Source organism: Arthrobacter sp. P1_H7, assembly GCF_056405215.1.
Genome location: NZ_JBFUCO010000007.1, coordinates 70,627 through 92,015, shown reverse-complemented (window position 1 = coordinate 92,015; position 21,389 = coordinate 70,627). Strand labels below are relative to the sequence as shown.

Below are 21,389 nucleotides of genomic sequence, written 5' to 3'. Positions count from 1 at the left end.
GCGCTGCCCTTCCGTCTGCCTAGCTGGTCCGGTTGCGGACGGCGTCGACGATCCGCTGGACGGCCTCGGCGACGGGCACACCGTTGTCCTGGCTGCCGTCGCGGAAGCGGAAGGACACCGCTCCCGCCTCGGCATCGTCCCCGCCGGCGATCAGCACGAACGGGATCTTGTCCTTGCTGGCCGTGCGGATCTTCTTCGGGAAACGGTCCGAGGAGATGTCCACCTCGGCGCGGATGCCGGCCGCCTTGAGCTGGTCCACGACGTCGAACATGTAGTCGTTGAAGGCCTCCGCCACCGGGATCCCCACCACCTGGACGGGTGCCAGCCAGGCAGGGAAGGCGCCGGCGTAGTGTTCGGTGAGCACGCCCATGAAGCGTTCCACCGAGCCGAACAGGGCGCGGTGGATCATCACGGGCCGTTGCCGGGTGCCGTCGGCGGCCTGGAACTCGAGTTCGAAGCGTTCGGGCAGGTTGAAGTCCAGCTGGATGGTGGACATCTGCCAGGTGCGGCCGAGCGCGTCCTTGGCCTGGACCGAAATCTTGGGGCCGTAGAACGCGGCTCCGCCCGGATCCGGGATGAGCTCGAGCCCGGAGGCTTCGGCCACCTCGGCAAGGGTGCGGGTGGCTTCGTCCCACGCGGTGTCGTCGCCCACGAACTTGTCTTCGTTCTTGGTGGAGAGCTCGAGGTAGAAGTCGTCCAGGCCGTAGTCCTTGAGCAGGCCCAGGACGAAGTTCAGCGTGCTGGTGAGCTCGTCCTTCATCTGCTCGCGGGTGCAGTAGATGTGGGCGTCGTCCTGGGTCATGCCCCGGACGCGGGTCAGGCCGTGCACCACGCCGGACTTCTCGTAGCGGTAGACCGAGCCGAATTCGAAGAGCCGCAGGGGCAGTTCGCGGTAGGACCGGCCGCGGGAGCGGAAGATCAGGTTGTGCATGGGGCAGTTCATCGGCTTGAGGTAGTAGTCCTGGCCGGGCTTGCGGACCGTGCCGTCCTCGTTCAGCTCCGCGTCGATGTGCATCGCCGGGAACATGCCCTCCTTGTACCAGTCCAGGTGGCCGGAGACCTCGTACAAGTGGCCCTTGGTGATGTGCGGTGTGTAGACGAAATCGTAGCCGGCATCGACGTGGCGCTGGCGGGAGTAGTCCTCCATGGCCTTGCGGATGATGCCACCCTTGGGGTGGAAGACCGGCAGGCCCGAGCCGAGCTCGTCCGGGAAGGAGAACAGGTCCAGCTCCGCGCCAAGCTTGCGGTGGTCACGGCGCTCGGCTTCGGCAATGCGCTCCTGGTAGGCCTTGAGCGCGTCTTTGGTGGGCCAGGCGGTGCCGTAGATGCGCTGCAGCTGCTGGTTGTTCTGGTTGCCCAGCCAGTAGGCCGCCGAGGACCGGGTCAGCGCGAAGGCGTTGGAGATCAGCTTGGTGTTCGGCAGGTGCGGGCCGCGGCACAGATCGCACCAGACGCTGTCCCCGCTCTTGCGGTCCACGTTGTCGTAGATCGTGATGTCGCCGGCGCCGACCTCGACGCTGACGCCCTCGCCGGCCCCGGCGGCGTCATTCTTCTTGCCCAGCAGTTCGAGCTTGTAGGGCTCGTCCTTCATCGCCTCGCGGGCCTCGTCCTCGGACACGACGCGGCGCACGAACTTCTGGTTCTGGTTGATGATCTTCTGCATCATCTTTTCGAGCTGGCGGAGGTCTTCCGGGGTGAAGGGTTCAGCGACGTCGAAGTCGAAGTAGAAGCCGTCCGTGATGTAGGGGCCGATGCCGAGCTTCGCGTCGGGGCGCAGCTGCTGCACGGCCTGGGCCATGACGTGGGCCGTGGAGTGGCGCAGGACGTTGAGCCCGTCCGGGGAATCAATGGTGACGGCCTCAACATTGGCGTCCTCCGGAAGGGGCTGGTCCAGGTCCTTCAACTCGCCGTTAACGCGGGCCACAACGACGTCGCGGCGCTCAAAGAAGAGTTCCGCGCCGGTGGTCCCGGTAGTCACCTTGGTCTCTTCGCCGTCGACGAGAAGGGTGATCTGCTGGGCATCTGACACGGGTGTCTCCTATTCAAAGTTAAGGCTTCGTAGCTTGTGGCGTACGGGGACCACAGCCAGCCTCGTCCATGCTATCGGTTTCTCCAGAGGCCAACCAACGCGCCACGGGCGCAGCGGCGCCGCAGGCGCAACGCTATTGCGGCCCCGCCGCGGGCCGGTCAGCCGCCCAGCCCGGTGATGGCGAGGTTCCTGCTGATACCGTCCAGGGGGCTGGACAAGGGGCTGGACAGATAAGGCTCCTGCTGGCCGGCGACGCCGGATTCCGGCTCCGGGAACGGCAGGGTCTCCGGGCGGCTGAGGTCCCAGGCCATGGAGGCGCTGATACTGATCCCCCGCGGCCCGGTCCGGCGGGTGGTGCCGCGGATCAGCAACAGGCGGGTGCCGAACAGCAAGGATCCGGACTGCTCCTGTGCTTCGTGGAAGAAGACCGAATCCACGCAGCCCGTGCCGTCGTCGACGCTGATGAACACCACCCGCCGGCCGCCGCGCATGGGCGGGGTCTGGGTGGCCACCCGGACACCGGCAACCAGCACCTCCGTGCCGTTGCGCAGGCCCAGCAGCTTGTCCGCGGTGGTGACGCCGAGCCGGTCCAGCAGCGGGCGGTGGCTGGTCATGAGGTGCTCGCTGACGTCCACGGCCATGAGGTCCAGCTCCGCGCGGACGTTGTCCACCATGCTGGGTGCGGGCAGCGCCGGCAACAGGTTCGTCAGCTCCACGTCCCCCAGCGGCAACGCCAGCTGGCCCTCAATGACCTCCACGCCCTTCCGCAGGGGGCGGGCCTGGAGTTTCTGCAGGTGCTGGACCAGATCCGCCCGGTTGGCGTCTCCCCCGGACGCCCGGTGCAGCGAATCGAAGGCCCCCAGCTGGGCCAGTCGCTGGATGCTGGGCCGGCTGAGGCGCGACCTGGCCCGCAGGTCCGCCAGGGAGTCGTAGGGCTGGCCGGCCACAATCCGTTTCAGCTCGGCGCCGGAGAGTCCGAAGATGCCGTTCAGGCTCAGGCGGATGCCCAGCCTGCCCCGGTCCGGTCCGGATTCCACCCGCTCCACCCGGTACTCGGCCTGGCTCCGGTTGATGTCGAGGGGAAGGATGGGGATCCCCAGCCGGCGGGCCTCGGCCACGAGCAGGCGTTTGGGGTACATGCCGGGGTCGTGTTCCCAGAGCCCGGCGAGGAAGGCCTCCGGGTGGTGTGCCTTGAGCCAGGCGGACTGGTAGGTGGGCACGGCGAAGGCGGCCCCGTGGGCCTTGCAGAACCCGAAACTGCCAAAGGCCTTCAGCGTGCCCCAGACCTTGTCCACCACCTCGGGACTGTAGTTCCGGGCCCGCGCCTCGTTCCGGAAGAACTCCTCCACCCTGGCTTCAAGCACCTCATTGCCCAGCGCACGGCGGAACTCGTCGGCGCGCGCCAGCCCGCACCCGGTCATGACGTCGAAGGTCTTGAGGATTTGTTCGTGGAAGACCGTGACCCCGTGGGTCTCCTTCAGGACCGGCTTGAGGTCGGGATGCGGGTAGACCTCGGGGGCGAATCCGTGCCGGTGCTCCAGGAAGGGCCGGACCATGTCGGATTTCATCGGACCCGGGCGGAACAGTGAGATGTCAATGATGAGGTCGTTGAATTCCCGGGGGGCCAACTTGCCGATCAGTTCGCGCTGGCCAGGGGACTCGATCTGGAAGCAGCCCAGGGTGTGGGTGCTGCGGATCAGTTCAAAGGTTGGCTCATCATCGAGCGGGACCGCGTTGAGGTCGATGTGCCCGTCCCCTGAGATGTAATCCGGCCCGGTCCCGTCAGGGCCGGCCGGATGCGCTCCGGCGGCCACCACCTCGGCTTTGGACGGGTGGAGCCGGATGACTTCCCGGACGGCGAAGGCCATGGCGCTTTGCATCCGGACGCCCAGGACATCGAGTTTGAGCATGCCCATGGGGTCCATGTCGTGCTTGTCGAACTGGCTCATGGGCAGGCCCAGGCCGCTGGGCTGCACGGGGGTGCGGTCCAGCAGGGTGGCATCGCCGAGGATGACCCCGCACGGGTGCATGGAAATGTGGCGGGGCAGCCGGTCCAGCCGCTCCGTGAGGTCCACCAGCAGGTCCAGCTGCTGGTTTTCGGTGAAGCCGCGCTGCTCCACCCGGTCCGCGAATTCCTTCAGCTCGGGTTTCTCCACGAGGGCTTCGCGGAAATGCCGGGCCGAGAACCGCCACAGCTGCTTGGCGATTTCCCCGACCTCGCCGTCGTCCATGCCCAGGGCCAGGCCGGCGTCGCGCACGGCACCGCGAGCGCGGTAACCGTTCTGCATGCTCATCAGCGTGACGCGTTCGGCTCCGAAGCGCTCAAAGATCTTCCGGTAGACGTTGTGCCGTTCAGCGCTTTCGACGTCGATGTCAATGTCCGGCAGCGTGGCTCGGTCCCGGGAGAGGAAGCGTTCAAAGATGAGGTCGTGCTGGAGCGGGTTCACTTGGCTGATGTCGATCAGGTAGTTGACCAGGCTGGAGGCGCCCGAACCGCGCGCGGCCGCCCGGACGCCCAGGTCCAGGATCATCCGGGAGACCTCTGCGACGGTCAGGAAGTAGGAGGCGAAGCCGAGTGAGTCGATGATCCGGAGCTCGTGCTCCAGCCGGGCCCGCAGCTGCTGTTCCCGCTGCCCCGAAATTCCCGGGAAGCGGCGGCCGATGCCGGCCTCACAACGCAGGGTCAGTTCGGCGAGCGCGTCGCCGTCGATCCCGATCACGGAGGCCTCCGGGACCACGGGCTGTTTCCAGCCCATGTCGGCTTCTGGATCCATGCGGCAGCGGTCCGCGAGCGCCTCGGTCTGGGCCAGGAGCCGCTTGAGGTCCGCCGTGCCGTAGCCGGCGGCGTGGATGATCTCCTTGCCCAGCTGCAGCATCTGGGCCGCCGATTTCAGCCAGCCCTGCCCGTTGGGCTGCAGCAGCGGGGCGGCGGAGAGCTCGGGGAGGGATTTCAGCGTCCGGGCCGAGTCCAGCACATCGGCGGTGGCCGCACCGTCCTCAGCCACATACCGCACGGCGTTGCTCAGCACGGCGGGCACCCCGTGTTCAGCGGCGAGTTTGAGCATGCGCACCGCATGGGCGGTGCTCAGCGGTTCCCCGGGCGGGCTGAGCTGGGACACAACCTCCGCCGCGAGGGTTCCGGGGGGCATGGCGTCCAGCCAGCGTTTGAACAGGGTGCGGGGCCGCAGGTAGCGCCGGCCGCCCATGGCCCGGCCGACATCGGAGTCCGGTCCGATCAGCACTGTCAGGACCGGCTGCAGGGTTTCCGGGTGCAGGGTGCGGGAGGCCAGTTCCGCCCGGGTGACGGCCACCGGCACTATTCCCCCGGCCTTGCCCGTGGTGCGGGCATGGGCGTCGGAGATCAGCCGGCACAGCGCCCGGTAGCCGGCGCCGTTGTTGTGTCCATGCGCCAGCACGACGACGCGTCCCCCGAGCTGGGTGCGGTGGTCGCCGTCGTCGTCAAAGACCGCAAGGTCCACCCCGACGACCGCATCCAGCCCGGCGGCCATGCACGCCTTCAGGTGCTTGACGGTCCCGTACAGCCCGTCACGGTCCGTGCAGGCCAGCGCGGTGGCGCCGTCTGCGGCGGCCGCGGCGGCCAGTTCATCCGGCCAGGAGACGCCATAGTGGGCGCTGAAGGCGGTGGAGACGTGCAGATGGGTGAATGTCATGCTGATTCGGGCTTCCGGAGGGGCTGCAGGGCGTCGTGGATCTTCAGGAGCCGCCACCGGCCACTGCCTACGTGCCGGGTCAGGTCAAGGGTAAGGGTCGAATCCGGGGCGTGATCCCCGGCCGCACGCACCTGGACCCGCCAGATCTCGTGATCCACCAGGCCAGGACCGCTCCCGAGCGGCGCCCGGCGTTCCTCCGCCCACCACTGTCGGCGTTCATACCAGCGGACGGGGTCAGCGCAGACCGTATAGCGCCGGCCGGCCCAGTCCAGGCGCAGGGGCTGGCCGGAGGGCGTGCAGACGACATCCACGGACTCGCTGAAAATGCCCACGTTGCCTCCCGACCCAGTCCGGGCTGGAGCCGGCCCAGTCCCCGCTTCTGCCAGCGCTTCTGCCAGCGCCGTCACTTATATTCGAACATATATTCGAATAAAAACAGTCTACGTCGGAGTGGCGACAAAACCCAGATCGGGGGTGGACGGACGCAGATGCAGGTAGCAGGATTGAGCCATGAGCTCCCATAACGCACTACTGAAGCACGTAAGCATCGCTGCCAAGGATTCAATCTTGGTGGCGACTTTTGATATAGACGGAAACATTCCCGGCCAGGGCGCCTACGTGGTGGGCCTCTTGGCTGCAACCCCGGACTATTCCCATCAGCGAAGAATGGGAATCGAGTTCATGAACGGCGAGGCTGTGTCCTTCTACTGCTTCAGCCATGACGGCACCGAAGAAAATTTCGACCTCAAAGGCGTGGAACACTCGGGAAACACCATCACCGGGAACTTTCCCATTGCGACTGTGCTTGGCCTGCCGAAGGGCCATCTCATGACGGCCTTCAGCGATTGTGACGGCCGGGACTACCAGGCCAACGTGCCTGTCGAAGAGGCCCTCTAGGCAACTTCTTACAGGCTCCCGCTAGGAAGTGGACTTGTACACTTCCAGCTCGAGCGTGATGAAGGCATCGATCATCGCCCGGTAAGTCTTCTCGACAAGTTCGACGTCGATGTCCTTCTTTTCCGCCGTGGCGCGGACATGCTCGATGACCCGCTCCACACGGCCGGGCGCACGGACCTCGGCGCTGTCCGCCTTGAGGGTCCCCGCGATCCGGATCAGCCGTTCGCGGCGCCCGATCAAGGACACAATCTGCTCGTCCACCTCGTCAACAGCCACCCGCACGGCGGCGAGCTGTTCGCGGTCGGCCTGGGCGGCCTTGTCGTCTGCGTGATTTGTGGGCATGTGCATGACAGTATCGAAAGATGCAGCCACGAGTCGACTTCATATCGCTAGGTGTCCGCAGTGTTGACGCCTCACGCCGCTTCTACGTCGAGGGCCTCGGCTGGCCGGCCCACCGGGAAGTCCCCGCGGAGGTGCTCTTCATCCAGGTCAACCACGGGCTCATCCTCTCGCTCTGGGACGCGGGCCAGATGCAGTCCGAAGCGGCCACCGATCCCCCTGCCGGCATTGCGAGCATTACGCTCAGCCACAACCTGGCCAGCACAGCGGAAGTCGACCGGGTGATGGCCGAAGCCGAGACCGCGGGAGCCCGCATCGTTGCGGCACCGAAGACCCAGCCCTGGGGCGGCTACACCGGCTACTTCGCCGATCCCGACGGCTACCGTTGGGAAGTCGCCTTCAACCCCGGCTGGTCGGTCGACGGCGGCGGCAAAGTGACGATCTGACCTCAGGTGCCCAACGCCCCCACGCGGGGGCAGTCGCTGGATGTGCCGGGGCACCCGCTAGAACAGGTTCCCGACCGGCTGGATGAGTTCCGGTGAGTCATTCTTGACGTTCCCGACGGCGGTGCCGACGGCGTCGATCGTCCAGCCTTCCGCCACGTCATGCGCCCCGGCCCGGACCAGGTCCACGAGCCCGGCCGCGTCATCGGCCTGCGGGTCCAGCCAGGTCTGCATGGTCTCGCGGTTCATGGGCAGCGGAACCCTGTCATGCAGCGCGGTCAGCTCGGCCAGCATCCCCCCGGCGTAGCCCTCCGGCGGCGAGTCGGTGGTCATGATCGAGGTCGAGAGCATCCAGCGCTCCGGGTCGCCCTCCGCCTTGGACGGGTCCCGCCACCATTCATAAAGCCCCGCGAAAACAATGGGGCGTCCGTCCTTGGGATGGACGTAGTAGGGCTGCTTAGTGCGGCCCTCACCCTTCCACTCGTAGTAGCCGTCCGCCGGGACGGCGCAGCGACGTGCGCGGGTCGCTTTCCGGAAGGCCGGCTTCTCCAGCACGGTCTCGCTGCGGGCATTGATCATCTTGGACCCGATGCCCGGGTCCTTGGCCCAGGACGGCACCAGGCCCCAGCGCGCAATGTGCAGTTGACGGACCGGCTCCCCCTCCACCAGCCGTTCGAGCAGGATCGGCACATCCGCCGTCGGGGCCACGTTCCACGACGGTGGAATCGCGATCTCATCCTCCAGCCCGGCATCGAATTCGGCCAGCAGGTCTCCGACGGCCCGGGCCATCACGTAGCGTCCACACATGGCACCAGCATGCCACCGCACGCATCCCATGTCATCCGCCCCGTCTCCGTCACGCGCCTGCGGGAATAGCGGGCTGCGGGGTACGGTTGTTGGAAGTGACGTACGACTTCAGTGGGGCCGGCCCTTTGCGCCGGCCCCACCCACTTACTTGAGGAGAACTTCGTGGACTTCACCCCCGAATCCGGCACCATCACCATGTTTTCGACCACGTGGTGCGGCTACTGCAACCGGTTGAAGAAGCAGCTGGACGCGCAGGGCATCGGGTACACCGAGATCAACATCGAGGAAGTCGAAGGCACCGCCGATCTCGTCGAGCAGCTCAACGGAGGCAACCGCACGGTTCCCACCGTGCTGTTCCCGGACGGCACCGCCGCCACCAACCCCTCCGCAGCAGAGGTCAAGAGCCGGCTCGCCGCCTAGGCCCTTCCTGCATCCAAGGACACCACCAAACCACGACGGCGCGGCCTCCCAAGGGCCGCGCCGTCGCCCGTTGCGCCAGTAAGTTGCGCCAGTACCCAGTAAGTTGTGCCAGTAATCCGCGTTCCAGAGCAGAGGAGCTTGTTTCATGGTCCATAAAGTCAAGGCCGCAGTAGTCCGTTCCAAGAATGCCGACGTCACCCTGGAGACGATCCTGGTGCCGGACCCCGGCCCCGGCGAGGCCCTCGTGGACATCCTGACCTGCGGTGTCTGCCACACCGATCTGCACTATAAGCAGGGTGCCATCAACGATGACTTCCCCTTCCTGCTCGGCCACGAGGCCACCGGCGTTGTCAGTGCCGTGGGACCGGATGTCACCGAGGTTGCCCCCGGGGATCGTGTGGTGCTGAACTGGCGGGCCGTCTGCGGCGAGTGCCGCGCCTGCCGCCGGGGCCAGCCGCAGTACTGCTTCAACACCCACAACGCCACCCAGAAGATGACGCTGGAGGACGGCACGGAGCTGACGGCCGCGCTGGGGATCGGTGCCTTCGCCGAGAAGACCCTTGTGGCGGCCGGCCAGTGCACCAAGGTGGACCCCGATGCCGATCCCGCCGCCGTCGGCCTGCTCGGCTGCGGGGTCATGGCCGGCATCGGCGCGGCGATCAACACCGGAAACGTCCAGCGCGGCGATTCGGTCGCCGTGATCGGCTGCGGCGGAGTCGGTGTGGCGGCCGTCGCCGGCGCGGCGCTCGCCGGCGCCACCACGGTGATTGCCGTCGACATCGACGCCAAGAAGCTCCAGCGCGCCAAGGACCTCGGCGCCACCCACACGGTGGACTCCTCCGCCGGCGACCCTGTCGAAGCGATCCGCGAACTGACCGGCGGTTTCGGCGCCGATGTGGTGATCGACGCCGTCGGCCGCCCGGAAACGTACAAGCAGGCCTTCTACGCCCGGGACCTCGCCGGCACGGTGGTCCTGGTGGGTGTGCCGAGCCCCGAGATGACACTTGAACTGCCGCTGCTGGATGTGTTCGGCCGCGGCGGCTCGCTGAAGTCCTCCTGGTACGGCGACTGCCTGCCTTCGCGCGACTTCCCCACGCTCATCAGCCTCTACCGGCAGGGCAAGCTGGATCTGGACGCCTTTGTGACGGAGCGGATCACGATCGACCAGATCGAGGAAGCCTTCACGAAGATGCATGCCGGCGCCGTGCTGCGCTCGGTGGTGGAGCTGTGAACGCCGGCTCTGTGAGCATCCGGATCGACCGGCTGGTGACCTCCGGGACGTTTTCCCTCGATGGCGGGACCTGGGATGTCGAGAATAACGTCTGGATCCTCGGGGATGACGCCGAATGCGTCATCATCGACCCGGCCCACGATCCCGCTGCCGTGGCCGCCGCCGTCTCGGGCAGGAAGGTCACGGCAATCCTGCTCACGCACGGCCACGATGACCACATCCGCGCGGTGGGCGAGGTCCGGTCGCTCGTGGACGCGCCCGTGTACCTGCACCGGGACGACTGGATGCTGTGGGAGCGGGTGTTCCCCGGCACCGAGCCGGACCACGCCATTGCCGACGGCGACACGATCGACGTCGCAGGGGCAAGGCTCGTGGCACTGCACACCCCCGGCCATTCGCCGGGTTCGGTGTGCTTTCTTCTCGAGAGCGAAGGCACCGTGCTTGGCGAAAAAACGGTGTTCAGCGGGGACACGCTGTTCCAGGGCGGCCCCGGGGCGACGGGCCGTTCCTTCAGCGACTTCCCGACCATCATCGAGTCCATCCGGACCCGGCTCCTCCCGCTCCCGGCCGGCACGACGGTCCGGACCGGCCACGGGGATCCGACGACGATCGGCGCCGAGGCACCGCACCTTGAGGAATGGATCGCGCGGGGACACTGACCGCATCCAGGCAAAGGCCCGGTCCACCGCTTCCGGACCGGGCCTTTCCGCCATAGGATGTGACGCCATGAGCTCTCTCCCCAGCAAGGATCCGGCAGTACTGACCGCGGACCTACGGACCCAGTTCGATGCGTTCCTCGATGAGCATCGTGCGGACCTGCACGCCTGCCTGGACGGGCTCACCGAAGAGGAGGCCCGGGCCTCGCTGGTGCCGTCGCGGACCACCCTGCTGGGGCTGGTCAAACACGCCGCCTTCGTGGAGAAGGTCTGGTTTGATGAGGCCATCACGTGCCGGTCCCGGGCGGAGATCGGCATTCCGGCCACCCCCGACGAATCGTTTATCCTCGCGGAGGAGGACACCATCGCCGGCCTCCAGGCCGCCTACCTCCGGGCCTGCGAGGACTCACGCCGTCGGGCCGCTTCCCTCGATCTTGACGACCTTGTCAGGGGCAACCGGCGCGGCCCGCTGCCGCTGCGGTGGGTCTATCTGCACATGCTCAGGGAACTCGCCCAGCATTGCGGCCACGCGGACATCCTGCGCGAGCAGATCCTCGCAGCGCGCACCTGACGGCACCGGCCGCCCGGGTCGGGGATCTACACCAGAAGAGCGGCAATGCACAATGGGTGCGGGTGAGCGCGGATGCGGCCACCCCCGATTGGTTTTCACAGGGCCGCATCCGCGCTGGTCTAGGGAAGGCCGGGTTCCAGCTCTGGTCCCGCGGGCCGGCGGCGTAATCGCGCCCCGGTCAGCTCAGACACCACAGTGGGGGCGCGCGAAGAACCGGGCCGGCCGGATGTCGTGCGCGATCCAAAGACGAACGCCGTGAACGGGGCGACGGCACTGCCGGCGACATCGACTCTGGTGGCCATGAGATAGGAACTCCCGCAACGAAGTGAGCAGCCTCTGCCTGACCAAAGTCAGAATATCAATTGCATTTGCCGCACAAAAGGAAAAGAGAGTAACAATCAATAGGCGGATTTTCCGGCCGGTAAGCCCGTAGCTCCCCCGTGCCCGCCCTCACCATCCGCTGAACGACAACATGCTCCGTACGTCCTCGTCAGAAGACCGGGTGCTGTTCCAGACCCCAGAACGAGCAGTGGAGTGAGCGCCACGGCCGCAATTCCAGTTTTCGTTCCCTTATTCATGGTTCCCCAATTGGCCGGAAATATGTTGGCGAGCCTGCCGCACGGGTGTCAGGTTTCCCGGGCGACGGTGATTTCCCACTCGGGCATGGAGTTTCAGCAGTTTGCCTCGGCGGAATCTCCAGTTCGGTCTTGATCGACTCCGCGGCCGTGGGAAACAATGTTCGCGGCGTAACGGTCCCCGGTGAAAGGGTTTTCAATGACAGCGCGGGATACCTCCTCAGTCGGTGTGCCGTGCTGGGTCGATACCTGGCAGCCAGATGCCCGGGCCGCCAAAGATTTCTACGGTCCGCTCTTCGGCTGGACTTTCGACGTCCCGGCTCCGATGCCGTCCGGTCTCGACGGCGACTACTATTACGTTGCCCGCCTCCGCGGTCAGCTGGTGGCCGGCATCGGACAGGCGCCGCCGCAATCGCCGCCGGGGTGGATCACCCATGTGCGTGTCGAGAACGTCGGGGAAGCCCTGGCGCGTGCCGAGCGGGCGGGAGGCAAGCGCCTGGCGCCGTTTGATGCCGGCGCGGATGTCCGTCTTGCTGTGCTCGCCGACGCCACCGGTGTCCCGTTCTGCCTGCGTAAGGCAGGCGGGAACGACGGCGCCGAACTGGCGAACGAGCCGAATTCCTGGGCCATGAGCTCGCTGCACACCACAGATCTCGAACGGGCCCAGGCGTTCTACGGCGCTATGTTCGGCTGGGAACTCGAATCTGTCCCGGACGCTCCGTTCTGGCGGTGGCTCCGCTCCGGCCGGGTCGTGGCGGTCGTGGCAGCCACGGACGGCGCCGCGGTTCCGCCGCATTGGAGCGTCAATTTTGCTGTCCGCGACGCGGACGCCGTCGCCCGGCATGCCGTAACACTGGGTGGCGGCATCTTGATGGCACCGATGGACACACCGGGATTTCGCAGCGCCGTGATCAGCGACCCCCAGGGCGGCACCTTTGCTGTCAGCGCAGCCGCCGGCTGACGCTTGCTGGAGAGCATGAGTGCCACACCCGATTTGCGGCGCTGGTAGGGTCAGCGCATGGATGAAATTTTGGGGAAGTTCATCGACAATTTCGCACGGCTCGTGGAGCTTGCGCAGTCCGGGCAGCAGCGGGTGCAACCGGGAACCCAGCTGCTGACTACGCTGACCGAGCATTTGGCGGTCCGGGCCGAATCAGTGTCCGTAGTGGTTGAGGAGATTCCGCCGCACCGGTTCGTGGACGCAGACATCCTCATGGAGGAGCTCGCCGCGGAGGATCCTGAGTTCCGGCTCGTGGGCATCGGCGGCGGCGACCAGCGACACCATCACTCGCTGAGCGACATGTTGCAGCAGTCCCAGCTATTTCCGCAATTCCCCCTGTCCCAACCGGACTACGCCAACCTCGCTGTCGGGCCGGACGAACAGCGGCAGGCCGTGGCCCTGGGGCTGTGGCTGTTCAGCCACGGAGGCAGTCCCATCGCCGTGCTGCAGCGGGACGCCAACCCCCGGTATGGCCGGCAGTCAGCGTCCCTTGAAGTTTTGGCCGGCGCCACAGATAAGGCCGCCCGCTTCCTCTCGGAGTTCCGCCGTCGGATGGAGCACCGCAGCGTGCTCAAGGGGCAGGTCATTTCCCTGGTGATGGGTGAGTATGGTCCCAGCGCGGCCGGGGTGACCTTTCATGCGCGGCCGGTCCTTGCCGGTTCGGATGTCATCCTGCCGGATGGCCTGCTGGAGAAAGTGTCGGACCACGCACTGGGTATCGCCGAGCACCGTGAGTCTCTGATCAAGTACGGCCAGCACCTCAAACGCGGCGTCCTGCTCTATGGCAGGCCGGGGACGGGCAAGACCCATACGGTGAGGTATTTGTTGAGTCGGAGCGAAGGTGTCACAGCAATCCTTCTTTCGGGCGGATCGCTCGCCAGAATCTCGGAAGCCGCCACCATGGCCAGGGCGCTGCAGCCCTCCATCGTGGTTCTTGAGGACTGCGACCTCATCGCCGAGGACCGCAGCTTCGGGCACGGGCCTCAGCCGCTGCTGTTCGAGGTGCTGGATGCCATGGACGGTCTGGCCAGCGACGCCGATGTGGCGTTCGTCCTCACCACCAACCGCGTGGACATGCTCGAACGCGCCCTGGCACAGCGTCCGGGCCGTGTGGACCTGGCCGTGGAAATTCCTGTACCCGCCCAGACGGAGCGGGTTGCGCTGATCAAACTGTATGCCCGTGGTATTCCCTTCAGCCCGAACTCGATTGAAGATGCCGCCGCCCGCGCTGAAGGCACCACCGCCTCGTTCGCGCGCGAACTCGTCCGCCGTGCGGTCGTTGCCGGCGCATTGGAAGGCGTGCCGGTCGCGGACATTCATCTAGAGAGGGCTGTGGATGACCTGATGGCCGACAGCGCCGCCCTTACCCGAAGCCTCCTCGGCAGCGGCGCCGGCGGCGACACTGAGGGCATGGGAGGACCGTTCCCCGGACCGCCGGCGACCTTTCATCCCGGGGGCTAGGAAGGACCGCGCCCTTGCGCTTGGGCCGTCAGCGCCGCCACCGGTACGGCGTGGTTGTGGACACCCGGCGCAAACCATAGCGGTCCAGGATTGGTCGCGAATACTCAGTCGAGTCACTGTGGATGAGTTTCTTCCCGAGCGTTAGCGCGGCTCGGGCCCGGGCGGCGGTGAGGGCCCGGTAAATACCCCGGCCGCGCCATTCGGCCCGCGTTGCCCCGCCCCAGATGCCCGCGAATTCTGTGTCCGGCACCGGTTCGAGGCGGCCTGCGCTCACGATCAGGCCTTCGTGTTCGGCTACCCACAGTTGCATTCCGCCGTCGTGTGCCACCCGACGCAGGATTGCCTCAGCGTTGCCGTCGGAGACGTCGGCGCCGAAAACCTCGTCCTGCATGGCGGTCATGGCACGGATGTCCCGTTCTGCGCTCACCCTCCGCAAGCTGACGCCGGGCGGGAGTGGCACGTCCATGTTCAGCAAGCGGGCCGGCCCGATCATGATCGACTCGGTCTCATCAGGTTCAAATCCGTTGTCGAGCAGTGCGCCATGGAGTCCAGGCGCATGATCGTGACCACGGGTTTTCCACTCGACCCGGGCGATTGCGGGATCCTCGCGATAAAACGCGAGCGCTTCGGCCACCCAACGCGCGATCGTCCGGGCACTGGCCCCATCGAGGTCCTGATACGTCACGAAGCCGCTGCCGCCCGCGAACGTCACCAGGCGCAGCGGGCCCAGCCGTTCGACGCCGATGGCACCACGGGTCTCGGCATCCGTGCGGAGTTGCCGGTCGTACGCCCTAAGAAGTTCGTCAGAAAGAGTCATCGGCGTCCACGGTACAGCCAGAGAACTACCTCTTCCACGGCCAGCCGCCGAGGCTTAGACTCGATTCGCTTGACCAAACAGGGAGAAGTCCGGCATGAGGCTCGTCGTCGATCTCACTAAATGCCAGGGTTACGCACAATGCGCCTTCCTCGCCCCGGACGTCTTCACGATCCAGGGGGACGAGGCCCTGACGTACGACCCGGACCCTGACGAGGCGCAGCGCACGAGGATCCGGCGGGCCGCCGCGGCGTGCCCTGTACAGGCCATCCGACTCGACCAGCTTGAGGAGCCGCGCAGCCTGCGGACTCCCATAGAAGCCCCGGGAACGGCAGCCGCAGGCGGGGGCAACGGGGGCATGTTCAAACGATCCGGAAGGATCGTCATCGTGGGCACGTCACTGACCGGGCTCCGCGCGGCGGAGCGGCTGCGCGAGGAAGGGTTCACAGGCTCGCTGACCCTCATCGGCGAGGAAACGCACGAACCGTATGACCGCCCGCCGCTGTCGAAACAGGTCCTGACCGGTACGGTGCGCTCCGATGACACGTCGCTGCCACGCCGCCGGACAATCGACGCAGACTGGCGTCTGGGCGTCGCCGCCACGGGTCTGGATCTGGCCGCCAGGCAGGTGCATCTCGCCGACGGCAGCCGGATCGGATTCGACAAGCTGTTGATCGCCACCGGCGTGCGGGCCCGTTCCTGGCCAAACGCGGCGGAGGCGGCGCTGGCAGGCGTGCTGACCTTGCGAACCCGGGAGGACGCGGCAACGCTTCGGCAGCTCCTGGCCGCGCGCCCTCGCCGGGTTCTGGTCATTGGCGCCGGGTTTATCGGCTGCGAAGTCGCTTCGGTGTGCCGCGAACTTGGCCTCCCCGTCACCGTGGCAGAGGCGGGCCCGGCACCGCTCGGCGCGGCGCTCGGCACTGTGCTCGGTGCAATTGCCGGCGAGCTGCAGATGGAGAACGGTGTGGATCTGCGCTGCGGCGTCAGGGTCGTGTCGCTGGAAGGCGATGCCGCCGGACAGCTGTGCCGCGCCCGCCTCTCCGATGGCACCACACTTGAGGTGGATGTCGCGGTCGCCGCGCTCGGGACCGTCCGCAACGGAGAATGGCTCACCGGTTCCGGATTGGCGAGCGGTGTGTGGGGCGTCGCGTGCGACGCCGGCTGCCGCGCTTTCGACGCCAACGGGCTGGTCACCGATGACGTCTTCGTCGCCGGCGACGTGTCCCGCGCCCCGCAGCCGATGTTCGGCTACCAGTTCCTCGCCGTCGAGCACTGGGGCAACGCGATCTCCCAGGCCGAGGTTGCAGCGCACAACATGGTGAGCGGCGAGACCGAACGGTGGCCGCACCTGGCGGTGCCTAAGTTCTGGTCCGTCCAGTTCGGCACCGAAATCAAGAGCGTGGGCGTGCCATCGGTCGCCGATCAGGTCGCCATCGTGCAGGGATCGGTTGCCTCGCGCCGGTTCCTGGCGGTTTACGGCTACAAGGGCCGCATCGTGGCCGCGGTGGCCTTCAACCAGAACAAATGGCTTGACTTCTATGAACCGCTGATCGAGCAGGCGGCGTCCTTCCCGCCCTCGTTCCACCATGTTGACGAGCCCGCCGATGCGCAGCCGGTGCCGGCCGGGTTCCAGCCCGCCGCCAGCCCGACTCAGGATGCGACCGTCGTGGTGACCGGCCACTATCCCAATGAGCGGCGCGCCAGATTGACTGACCGCCGCCTCCCGTAACGCGCCGCCCGGTGACCGGCACCCACCGGCCCCACTACCCTAGGAGCCTTCGCCATGGCCCAACCCACCATCTGGGAGCAGATCCTCGACACCGCCAACCGGGCGAACCCCTACCCGTTCTACGAGGAGCTCCGCAAGACCCCTGTGACACGTCTTCCGGACGGGAGCTATCTGGTGAGCACCTACGCGGAAATCGCCGCCCTGTTGCACGATCCGCGGGTCAGCTCAGACATCGCCAGGAACCCGGCAGCCGCCGCGGCGGGCGCCGCCGCCACCGGCGAGGACGGGGACGGGGACGGCGCGGGCATGACGCCGACTTTCCTCAGCATGGATCCGCCTGATCACGACAAGTTTCGACGGATCACCATGCGGCACTTCGGCCCGCCTACGACTCCCGGCAGGGTGGCCGGGATGGAGGAGCGGATGGCGGAAATTGTCACCGACCTCGTCGACAACATGGCGGACCGCAGCCGGATCGACGTCGTCGATGACCTGGCGTATCCGCTGCCCGTCACGGTGATCTGCGAACTTCTCGGTGTGCCCCTGGGCGATGAACAGCGCTTCCGGATTTGGGTGGACGTTGCCCTGCAATCCACGGATCCAGGTCTCGATCCCGAAACCCAGCAAAAGAAGAGACTCGAGGCCGGCAAAGAACTGCGCGCGTTCATGCAGGAGCTGGTGGACGCCCACCGGCGGGCACCGGGGAATGACCTGCTTTCAGCGATGGCCACCGATGATGGCCCCGAAGGGCGCATGCCGGACGAACAACTGGTGAGCACCGGGCTTCTCCTGCTCATCGCCGGGCATGAAACCACCGTGAACCTCATCTCCAACGGCGCACTGACGTTGCTCCGTCACCCGGCGGAGCTCCAGAGGCTGCGCGATGACCCCGGTCTGGTCATACCGATGGTCGAGGAGCTGCTCCGCTACGAGCCGCCCGTCCATTTCATCCCGTTCCGCACCGCCCTCGACGACATCGAGATCGCCGGCACCACCATCCCGGCCGGCGCCTCCTTGACCCTGGTCCTGGCCGCGGGCAACCGCGACCCCGCCCACGTCGCTGATCCCGGCCTCTTCATCCCAGACCGGCGCAACAACCAGCACCTCGGCTTTGGTGGCGGCGTCCATCTTTGCTTCGGGGCGCCCCTGGCCCGTCTGGAAGCGCAGATCGCCCTCACCCAATTCGCCACCAGGCTGGAGAACCCGCGGCTGGTCTCCGACCCGCCGCCGTACCGGCCGAGCCCTTTCCTGCGCGGCCCCTCCCACCTTCCGATAGACATCGACGGCGTCCTCGCCCCTGGCCTGGGGAACTGACGGTAGACGGTGGCGTTGCCAACGCCGGCTTCCCTGATGATCTGGTCCCTGTTCGAACGCATCGGCGCCTTTGATCACCTGGTCCTGTCGGCGGGCCCGGGTGCGATGGGTTCGGTGCGCGAACTCTCTTCCGCCGCCGCCCGGCTAAGCCTCTGCTCGCGTCACCCGCTGGGGAGTGCACTTCAGCGGGTGACCGTCAGCGGCTTCATTGGCGCCGCACAGGACACCAGTGCAAGGCCGACCTCGCCAGCGCCTGCCACGCGGTTGTTCCTGCCGGTGTCATCGCACCAGTCAACGTTGTAGGGCATAGCGGTTACGACGGCATCCCCCTCGGCCGTCTGGGCGGGTACGACAAATGTGTACGTGAACCCGCCGGCGTCGTTCATGGCGGCGGTGGTGTTGACGACTTCCACCCCTGTTGCGTCGGTGACGCTCACCTGGATGCGCGCATTCTTGCCGTAGCGGGGATTGCAGTCAGCGTCCGGCGCTGCCACCGTCACGCTTTGCCCAGGCGCGGCCGTCGTCGGAGTCAGCGAATAGGCGGGCGGGAAACACGGCGGTTCCCCGTCAGTGGAGGACGCGCACCCCGAGATCGAGGCAATGAGTACCAATGCGCCCACCGTGGCACTGATCGCGGAGTGCCGGCCACGGTCCTTCCAATGGAGAGCCATGCCGTCAGTGTCGCTGGTACGGCACCCTACGCCTACTGTTGTGCTGAATTCGTGCCCGGATCGTTGCCTGCGCGTGTCCGCCACCGGGTGATTGCGCCCATCACCCGCCCGCATAGCGCCGAGTAGGCCACGCCCACGGCCAACGAGCCTGCCACGGCCAAGGCGGGGCTGATCGCGGCCAGCGGCGGGTAGACCACCCAGTGGACCAGATACGCGTAGAGGGAGGCGCTGGCAAGCACCACCATGAGGCGGCGGAGGACCTTCGGCACCGGAATGCTGGGCAGCCAGATGAGCAGCAGGATCCCGGCGAGCAGCGTGGCCTCCCGACCCGGATTCTCGAAGAATCCCGGAACGGTCGCTGCCGCAACGACAGAGACCAGGCAACGCTGGGCGATGGTCCGGGACCGTGCAATAGCCCAACCCAGCGCGAAGAGCCAGAGCGCAGGCGCCGTGTGCGGCACCCCGGGGTTCACCAGCTCATACCGGGTCAGGAGCCCCACGCCGGTCAGCGCCAGCGGAAAGAGCAGGGGGAAGCGCCGCTCGGCGCGGTCCGCCCACGGAATGGCCAGCAGTGCCGTCGCCGCGAGAAGCAGGTAGACGAGAATTTCGATGAACCAGAAATGCCACTGGGTGCTCACCCTCTCCGGCCCGAGGACGGCGTTGAGCAGCAGGATATTGGCGGGTGCGTAGTTGTCGGTGATCAGGTACGCCACCGCAATGAACGCCATACTCGGCGCCACGATTCTTGCCACGCTTGACAGCTGCCGCCGCAGCCGCGGGACCCGCTTCCCGGAGAGCTGGAAGCGGGCGAAATTGTAACCGGCTACCGCCATGAGCACGTGGGCCGCACCCTGCCAGCTGAACAGACCGACGTGCGTGCTGACGATCAGAACGATCCCGACGGCCCGCAGCACGACGCTCGTTTCCACGGGCGCAACGAACCGCCGGCGCTTCCGGACCGGTGCAGTGCGCGGCGGCGGCTCCAGGTCCCGGACCGGCGTCACGTGCCAGTTGGGCGGGAGATGGCCCAGGGCCTGTTCCAGCCGCACCGAGGCGGCCACGTAGGACAGTGAGTCCCCGCCCAGGGACACGAACGTGTCATTGGGCGCGATGTCGGCGCACTCCAGCGCGTCCTCAAAGATCTTCCGGACGCTGTCCGGAGGACTATTGTCCGGGCCGCCGGTTTCCGCCACGGCGGCGGGTTCCGGCCGGGACAGGGCCAGGACAGCCTGGTAGTCGAGCTTGCCCGTTGCCAGGCGCGGGAGATGTTCGACGGCGTGGACCTCCAGGGCCGCACGCGGCAGCCCCATGCCCTGGGCGAGGACCTTGCCCAGCAGGTGCGCGTCGTGGTCGCCTTCGACGGCGACGACGACGCCGTCGTCCGTCCCGGCGCTGGCAGCCTGCACACCGAGATCCGCCAGGAGCCGCTCGACCTGTCCCAGGTCAACGCGCAGCCCCACGATCTTGACGAACCGGCTGCGCCGGCCCACCACTTCGTAGACGCCCGCCGGGTGCAGCCGGGCGAGGTCGCCGGTGCGGAGCTCCGCAACGGTCCGGCCCGCGGCGAGGTCCGCCGGGCATTCGGCATAGCCAAGCATGACGTTGGCGCCGCTGTAGACAAGTTCGCCGTGTTCCAGCCCCGGCACGGGGTCGATCCGGAACGAGCCGCCGGGCACCGGGATACCCACCGCGCCCGGAACTTCGGCCGCCAGTTCCGGAGGCAGGTACGCCATCCGGGCCGTCGCTTCGGTCTGGCCGTACATCACGAAAAGCTCCCAGCCGTTGCGGCGGCCCAGTTCGGCGTATTTCCGCACCGATTCCGGCCCCAACCGGCCCCCCGCCTGGGTGACGTAGCGGAGGCCGGGCAGGTCCATGTCCGCGAACCCGACCCGTTCCAGCAGGTCAAAGGTGTACGGAACGGCCGCGAAGGACGTAGCTCCCCGGCGTCGGAAGAGCTCCCAGAAGCATGGATCAACCACGGAAAGGTCGGTCAGGACCAGCCCGGCGCCGCGGAGCAGGTGGCTGTTGATCACGGACAGTCCGTAACAGTAGGACGTCGGCAGCGTCGTCGCCGCACGGTCGTCGGGCCCGATGTTCAGGTACTCGGCAATGGACTCGGCGTTGGCCTGCAGGTTCGCATGAGAGAGCCGGACGAGCTTGGGCGAGCCCGTGGATCCGGACGTGCTGAGCAGGAGGGCCAGGTCCGGGTGAAGCTCGTGGCGGGTGCCGGTCCGGCGTTCGTCCATCAGGAGCTGCCCGGTGCCGGACCGGACAACGACGTCAGGGTCGTAGGCCGCAACGAGGGATTCCAGGGTGGCCGGCTTGTCCTCCGGCAGGAGAATCAGCGGGTGGCCGCCGGCCAGGGCTGCCAGATAGACCACCAGGGAGTCCAGATCGTTGGCTGCGGCGAGCGCCACGAGGCGCCGGGTGGTGCCAAGACGGAGGGAGAAGGCATCGACCCTCTCCGCCAGCTCCCGGTACGTCATTGCCAGGGTGTCGGTAAGGATGGCAGGGCTGTCCCCGTGGCTCGCAAGATCGGCGGCAAAGGGCACCCGCATGAAGTCAAGCTGCGTGGTCACCCGGATCACTTTATTAGATTAGGCTTACCTAAACCAAATTAGGGTACGAAAGGTTTGCGTAATCCCCGCCGATGGGTATTCTCCTTACTTAGGGGTGCCTAAGTCGGGCTTGCGTCGGTGGTATTGCCGAGGGAAGCCCACACGGCCCCGCACCCCCCCGGCTTCCGCACCCCAGCACAGCA

Annotated in this window: 18 protein-coding genes; 10 read left to right on the top strand and 8 right to left on the bottom strand. The window is 67.0% G+C overall.

Translation table 11 applies throughout. The features are described from left to right. Positions 1 to 19 precede the first annotated feature (19 nt). From thrS to AC1DXI_RS09645, 3 genes are all read right to left on the bottom strand, one after another. Positions 20 to 2,029, bottom strand: coding sequence for a threonine--tRNA ligase (thrS, locus tag AC1DXI_RS09655; RefSeq protein ID WP_476938408.1), 2,010 nt, complete (start codon positions 2,027 to 2,029; stop codon positions 20 to 22). A gap of 158 nt (positions 2,030 to 2,187) precedes the next feature. Next, entirely contained in the window at positions 2,188 to 5,700 is a 3,513-nt protein-coding gene (locus AC1DXI_RS09650; RefSeq protein WP_476938407.1) for a DNA polymerase III subunit alpha, read from the bottom strand. Beyond that, a complete protein-coding gene (locus AC1DXI_RS09645) occupies positions 5,697 to 6,032 on the bottom strand; it encodes a DUF6504 family protein (RefSeq protein ID WP_476938406.1) in 336 nt (111 codons plus the stop codon). Before AC1DXI_RS09645 ends, AC1DXI_RS09650 begins: the two co-directional genes overlap by 4 nt. Positions 6,033 to 6,210: 178 nt before the next feature. On the opposite strand from AC1DXI_RS09645, the gene AC1DXI_RS09640 reads away from it, so the two are divergent. Beyond that, positions 6,211 to 6,597, top strand: a complete 387-nt coding sequence (locus tag AC1DXI_RS09640; protein WP_476938405.1) for a hypothetical protein — start codon at positions 6,211 to 6,213, stop codon at positions 6,595 to 6,597. A 21-nt stretch (positions 6,598 to 6,618) separates the two neighbouring features. On the opposite strand, the gene AC1DXI_RS09635 is transcribed toward AC1DXI_RS09640, so the two are convergent. Next, on the bottom strand, positions 6,619 to 6,945 hold the full coding sequence (locus tag AC1DXI_RS09635; protein ID WP_018773195.1) for a chorismate mutase: 327 nt from the start codon (positions 6,943 to 6,945) through the stop codon (positions 6,619 to 6,621). Positions 6,946 to 6,959: 14 nt separating this feature from the next. Between AC1DXI_RS09635 and AC1DXI_RS09630 the strand changes: the two genes are divergently transcribed. After that, the gene (locus tag AC1DXI_RS09630) at positions 6,960 to 7,382 is read left to right on the top strand and encodes a VOC family protein (RefSeq protein ID WP_476938404.1); all 423 of its coding nucleotides are present in this window, start codon (positions 6,960 to 6,962) and stop codon (positions 7,380 to 7,382) included. 57 nt (positions 7,383 to 7,439) lie between these two features. On the opposite strand, the gene AC1DXI_RS09625 is transcribed toward AC1DXI_RS09630, so the two are convergent. Continuing rightward, complete coding sequence (locus tag AC1DXI_RS09625; RefSeq protein WP_476938403.1) at positions 7,440 to 8,186, bottom strand: SOS response-associated peptidase; 747 nt, start codon at positions 8,184 to 8,186, stop codon at positions 7,440 to 7,442. Positions 8,187 to 8,348: 162 nt separating this feature from the next. On the opposite strand from AC1DXI_RS09625, the gene AC1DXI_RS09620 reads away from it, so the two are divergent. From AC1DXI_RS09620 to AC1DXI_RS09595, 6 genes are all read left to right on the top strand, one after another. Beyond that, positions 8,349 to 8,606: a mycoredoxin gene (locus AC1DXI_RS09620; protein ID WP_011692168.1), complete on the top strand. Its 258-nt coding sequence runs from the start codon at positions 8,349 to 8,351 to the stop codon at positions 8,604 to 8,606. A 145-nt stretch (positions 8,607 to 8,751) separates the two neighbouring features. Continuing rightward, positions 8,752 to 9,837 (top strand): S-(hydroxymethyl)mycothiol dehydrogenase, encoded by a 1,086-nt coding sequence (locus AC1DXI_RS09615; RefSeq protein ID WP_018773198.1) that lies wholly within the window; start codon positions 8,752 to 8,754, stop codon positions 9,835 to 9,837. Beyond that, positions 9,834 to 10,496 carry an MBL fold metallo-hydrolase gene (locus AC1DXI_RS09610; RefSeq protein WP_476938402.1) on the top strand — a complete coding sequence of 221 codons (663 nt, stop codon included), beginning with the start codon at positions 9,834 to 9,836 and terminating at the stop codon, positions 10,494 to 10,496. Before AC1DXI_RS09615 ends, AC1DXI_RS09610 begins: the two co-directional genes overlap by 4 nt. Before the next feature lie 67 nt (positions 10,497 to 10,563). Further along, positions 10,564 to 11,064 (top strand): DinB family protein, encoded by a 501-nt coding sequence (locus tag AC1DXI_RS09605; RefSeq protein WP_476938401.1) that lies wholly within the window; start codon positions 10,564 to 10,566, stop codon positions 11,062 to 11,064. A 774-nt stretch (positions 11,065 to 11,838) separates the two neighbouring features. Beyond that, complete coding sequence (locus tag AC1DXI_RS09600; protein ID WP_476938400.1) at positions 11,839 to 12,600, top strand: VOC family protein; 762 nt, start codon at positions 11,839 to 11,841, stop codon at positions 12,598 to 12,600. 57 nt (positions 12,601 to 12,657) lie between these two features. Then, a complete protein-coding gene (locus AC1DXI_RS09595; protein ID WP_476938399.1) occupies positions 12,658 to 14,100 on the top strand; it encodes an AAA family ATPase in 1,443 nt (480 codons plus the stop codon). A gap of 28 nt (positions 14,101 to 14,128) precedes the next feature. Here the strand turns inward: AC1DXI_RS09595 and AC1DXI_RS09590 are convergent, their stop codons facing one another. Then, positions 14,129 to 14,917 (bottom strand): GNAT family N-acetyltransferase, encoded by a 789-nt coding sequence (locus AC1DXI_RS09590; RefSeq protein WP_476938398.1) that lies wholly within the window; start codon positions 14,915 to 14,917, stop codon positions 14,129 to 14,131. A 94-nt stretch (positions 14,918 to 15,011) separates the two neighbouring features. On the opposite strand from AC1DXI_RS09590, the gene AC1DXI_RS09585 reads away from it, so the two are divergent. After that, positions 15,012 to 16,643: an FAD-dependent oxidoreductase gene (locus AC1DXI_RS09585; RefSeq protein WP_476938397.1), complete on the top strand. Its 1,632-nt coding sequence runs from the start codon at positions 15,012 to 15,014 to the stop codon at positions 16,641 to 16,643. A 54-nt stretch (positions 16,644 to 16,697) separates the two neighbouring features. Beyond that, positions 16,698 to 17,957: a cytochrome P450 gene (locus AC1DXI_RS09580; protein ID WP_476938396.1), complete on the top strand. Its 1,260-nt coding sequence runs from the start codon at positions 16,698 to 16,700 to the stop codon at positions 17,955 to 17,957. 182 nt (positions 17,958 to 18,139) lie between these two features. On the opposite strand, the gene AC1DXI_RS09575 is transcribed toward AC1DXI_RS09580, so the two are convergent. After that, complete coding sequence (locus AC1DXI_RS09575) at positions 18,140 to 18,628, bottom strand: hypothetical protein (RefSeq protein ID WP_476938395.1); 489 nt, start codon at positions 18,626 to 18,628, stop codon at positions 18,140 to 18,142. A gap of 32 nt (positions 18,629 to 18,660) precedes the next feature. Continuing rightward, on the bottom strand, positions 18,661 to 21,207 hold the full coding sequence (locus AC1DXI_RS09570; protein ID WP_476938394.1) for an AMP-binding protein: 2,547 nt from the start codon (positions 21,205 to 21,207) through the stop codon (positions 18,661 to 18,663). Positions 21,208 to 21,389 lie beyond the last annotated feature (182 nt).

What these genes read in the sequence shown, in the direction of transcription:
- AC1DXI_RS09650 (WP_476938407.1), bottom strand. Translation starts at nt 5,700, where the DNA reads ATGACATTCACCCATCTGCACGTCTCCACCGCCTTCAGCGCCCACTAT.
- AC1DXI_RS09640 (WP_476938405.1), top strand. Translation starts at nt 6,211, where the DNA reads ATGAGCTCCCATAACGCACTACTGAAGCACGTAAGCATCGCTGCCAAG.
- AC1DXI_RS09635 (WP_018773195.1), bottom strand. Translation starts at nt 6,945, where the DNA reads ATGCACATGCCCACAAATCACGCAGACGACAAGGCCGCCCAGGCCGAC.
- AC1DXI_RS09630 (WP_476938404.1), top strand. Translation starts at nt 6,960, where the DNA reads ATGCAGCCACGAGTCGACTTCATATCGCTAGGTGTCCGCAGTGTTGAC.
- AC1DXI_RS09625 (WP_476938403.1), bottom strand. Translation starts at nt 8,186, where the DNA reads ATGTGTGGACGCTACGTGATGGCCCGGGCCGTCGGAGACCTGCTGGCC.
- AC1DXI_RS09615 (WP_018773198.1), top strand. Translation starts at nt 8,752, where the DNA reads ATGGTCCATAAAGTCAAGGCCGCAGTAGTCCGTTCCAAGAATGCCGAC.
- AC1DXI_RS09605 (WP_476938401.1), top strand. Translation starts at nt 10,564, where the DNA reads ATGAGCTCTCTCCCCAGCAAGGATCCGGCAGTACTGACCGCGGACCTA.
- AC1DXI_RS09600 (WP_476938400.1), top strand. Translation starts at nt 11,839, where the DNA reads ATGACAGCGCGGGATACCTCCTCAGTCGGTGTGCCGTGCTGGGTCGAT.
- AC1DXI_RS09595 (WP_476938399.1), top strand. Translation starts at nt 12,658, where the DNA reads ATGGATGAAATTTTGGGGAAGTTCATCGACAATTTCGCACGGCTCGTG.
- AC1DXI_RS09590 (WP_476938398.1), bottom strand. Translation starts at nt 14,917, where the DNA reads ATGACTCTTTCTGACGAACTTCTTAGGGCGTACGACCGGCAACTCCGC.
- AC1DXI_RS09585 (WP_476938397.1), top strand. Translation starts at nt 15,012, where the DNA reads ATGAGGCTCGTCGTCGATCTCACTAAATGCCAGGGTTACGCACAATGC.
- AC1DXI_RS09580 (WP_476938396.1), top strand. Translation starts at nt 16,698, where the DNA reads ATGGCCCAACCCACCATCTGGGAGCAGATCCTCGACACCGCCAACCGG.
- AC1DXI_RS09575 (WP_476938395.1), bottom strand. Translation starts at nt 18,628, where the DNA reads ATGGCTCTCCATTGGAAGGACCGTGGCCGGCACTCCGCGATCAGTGCC.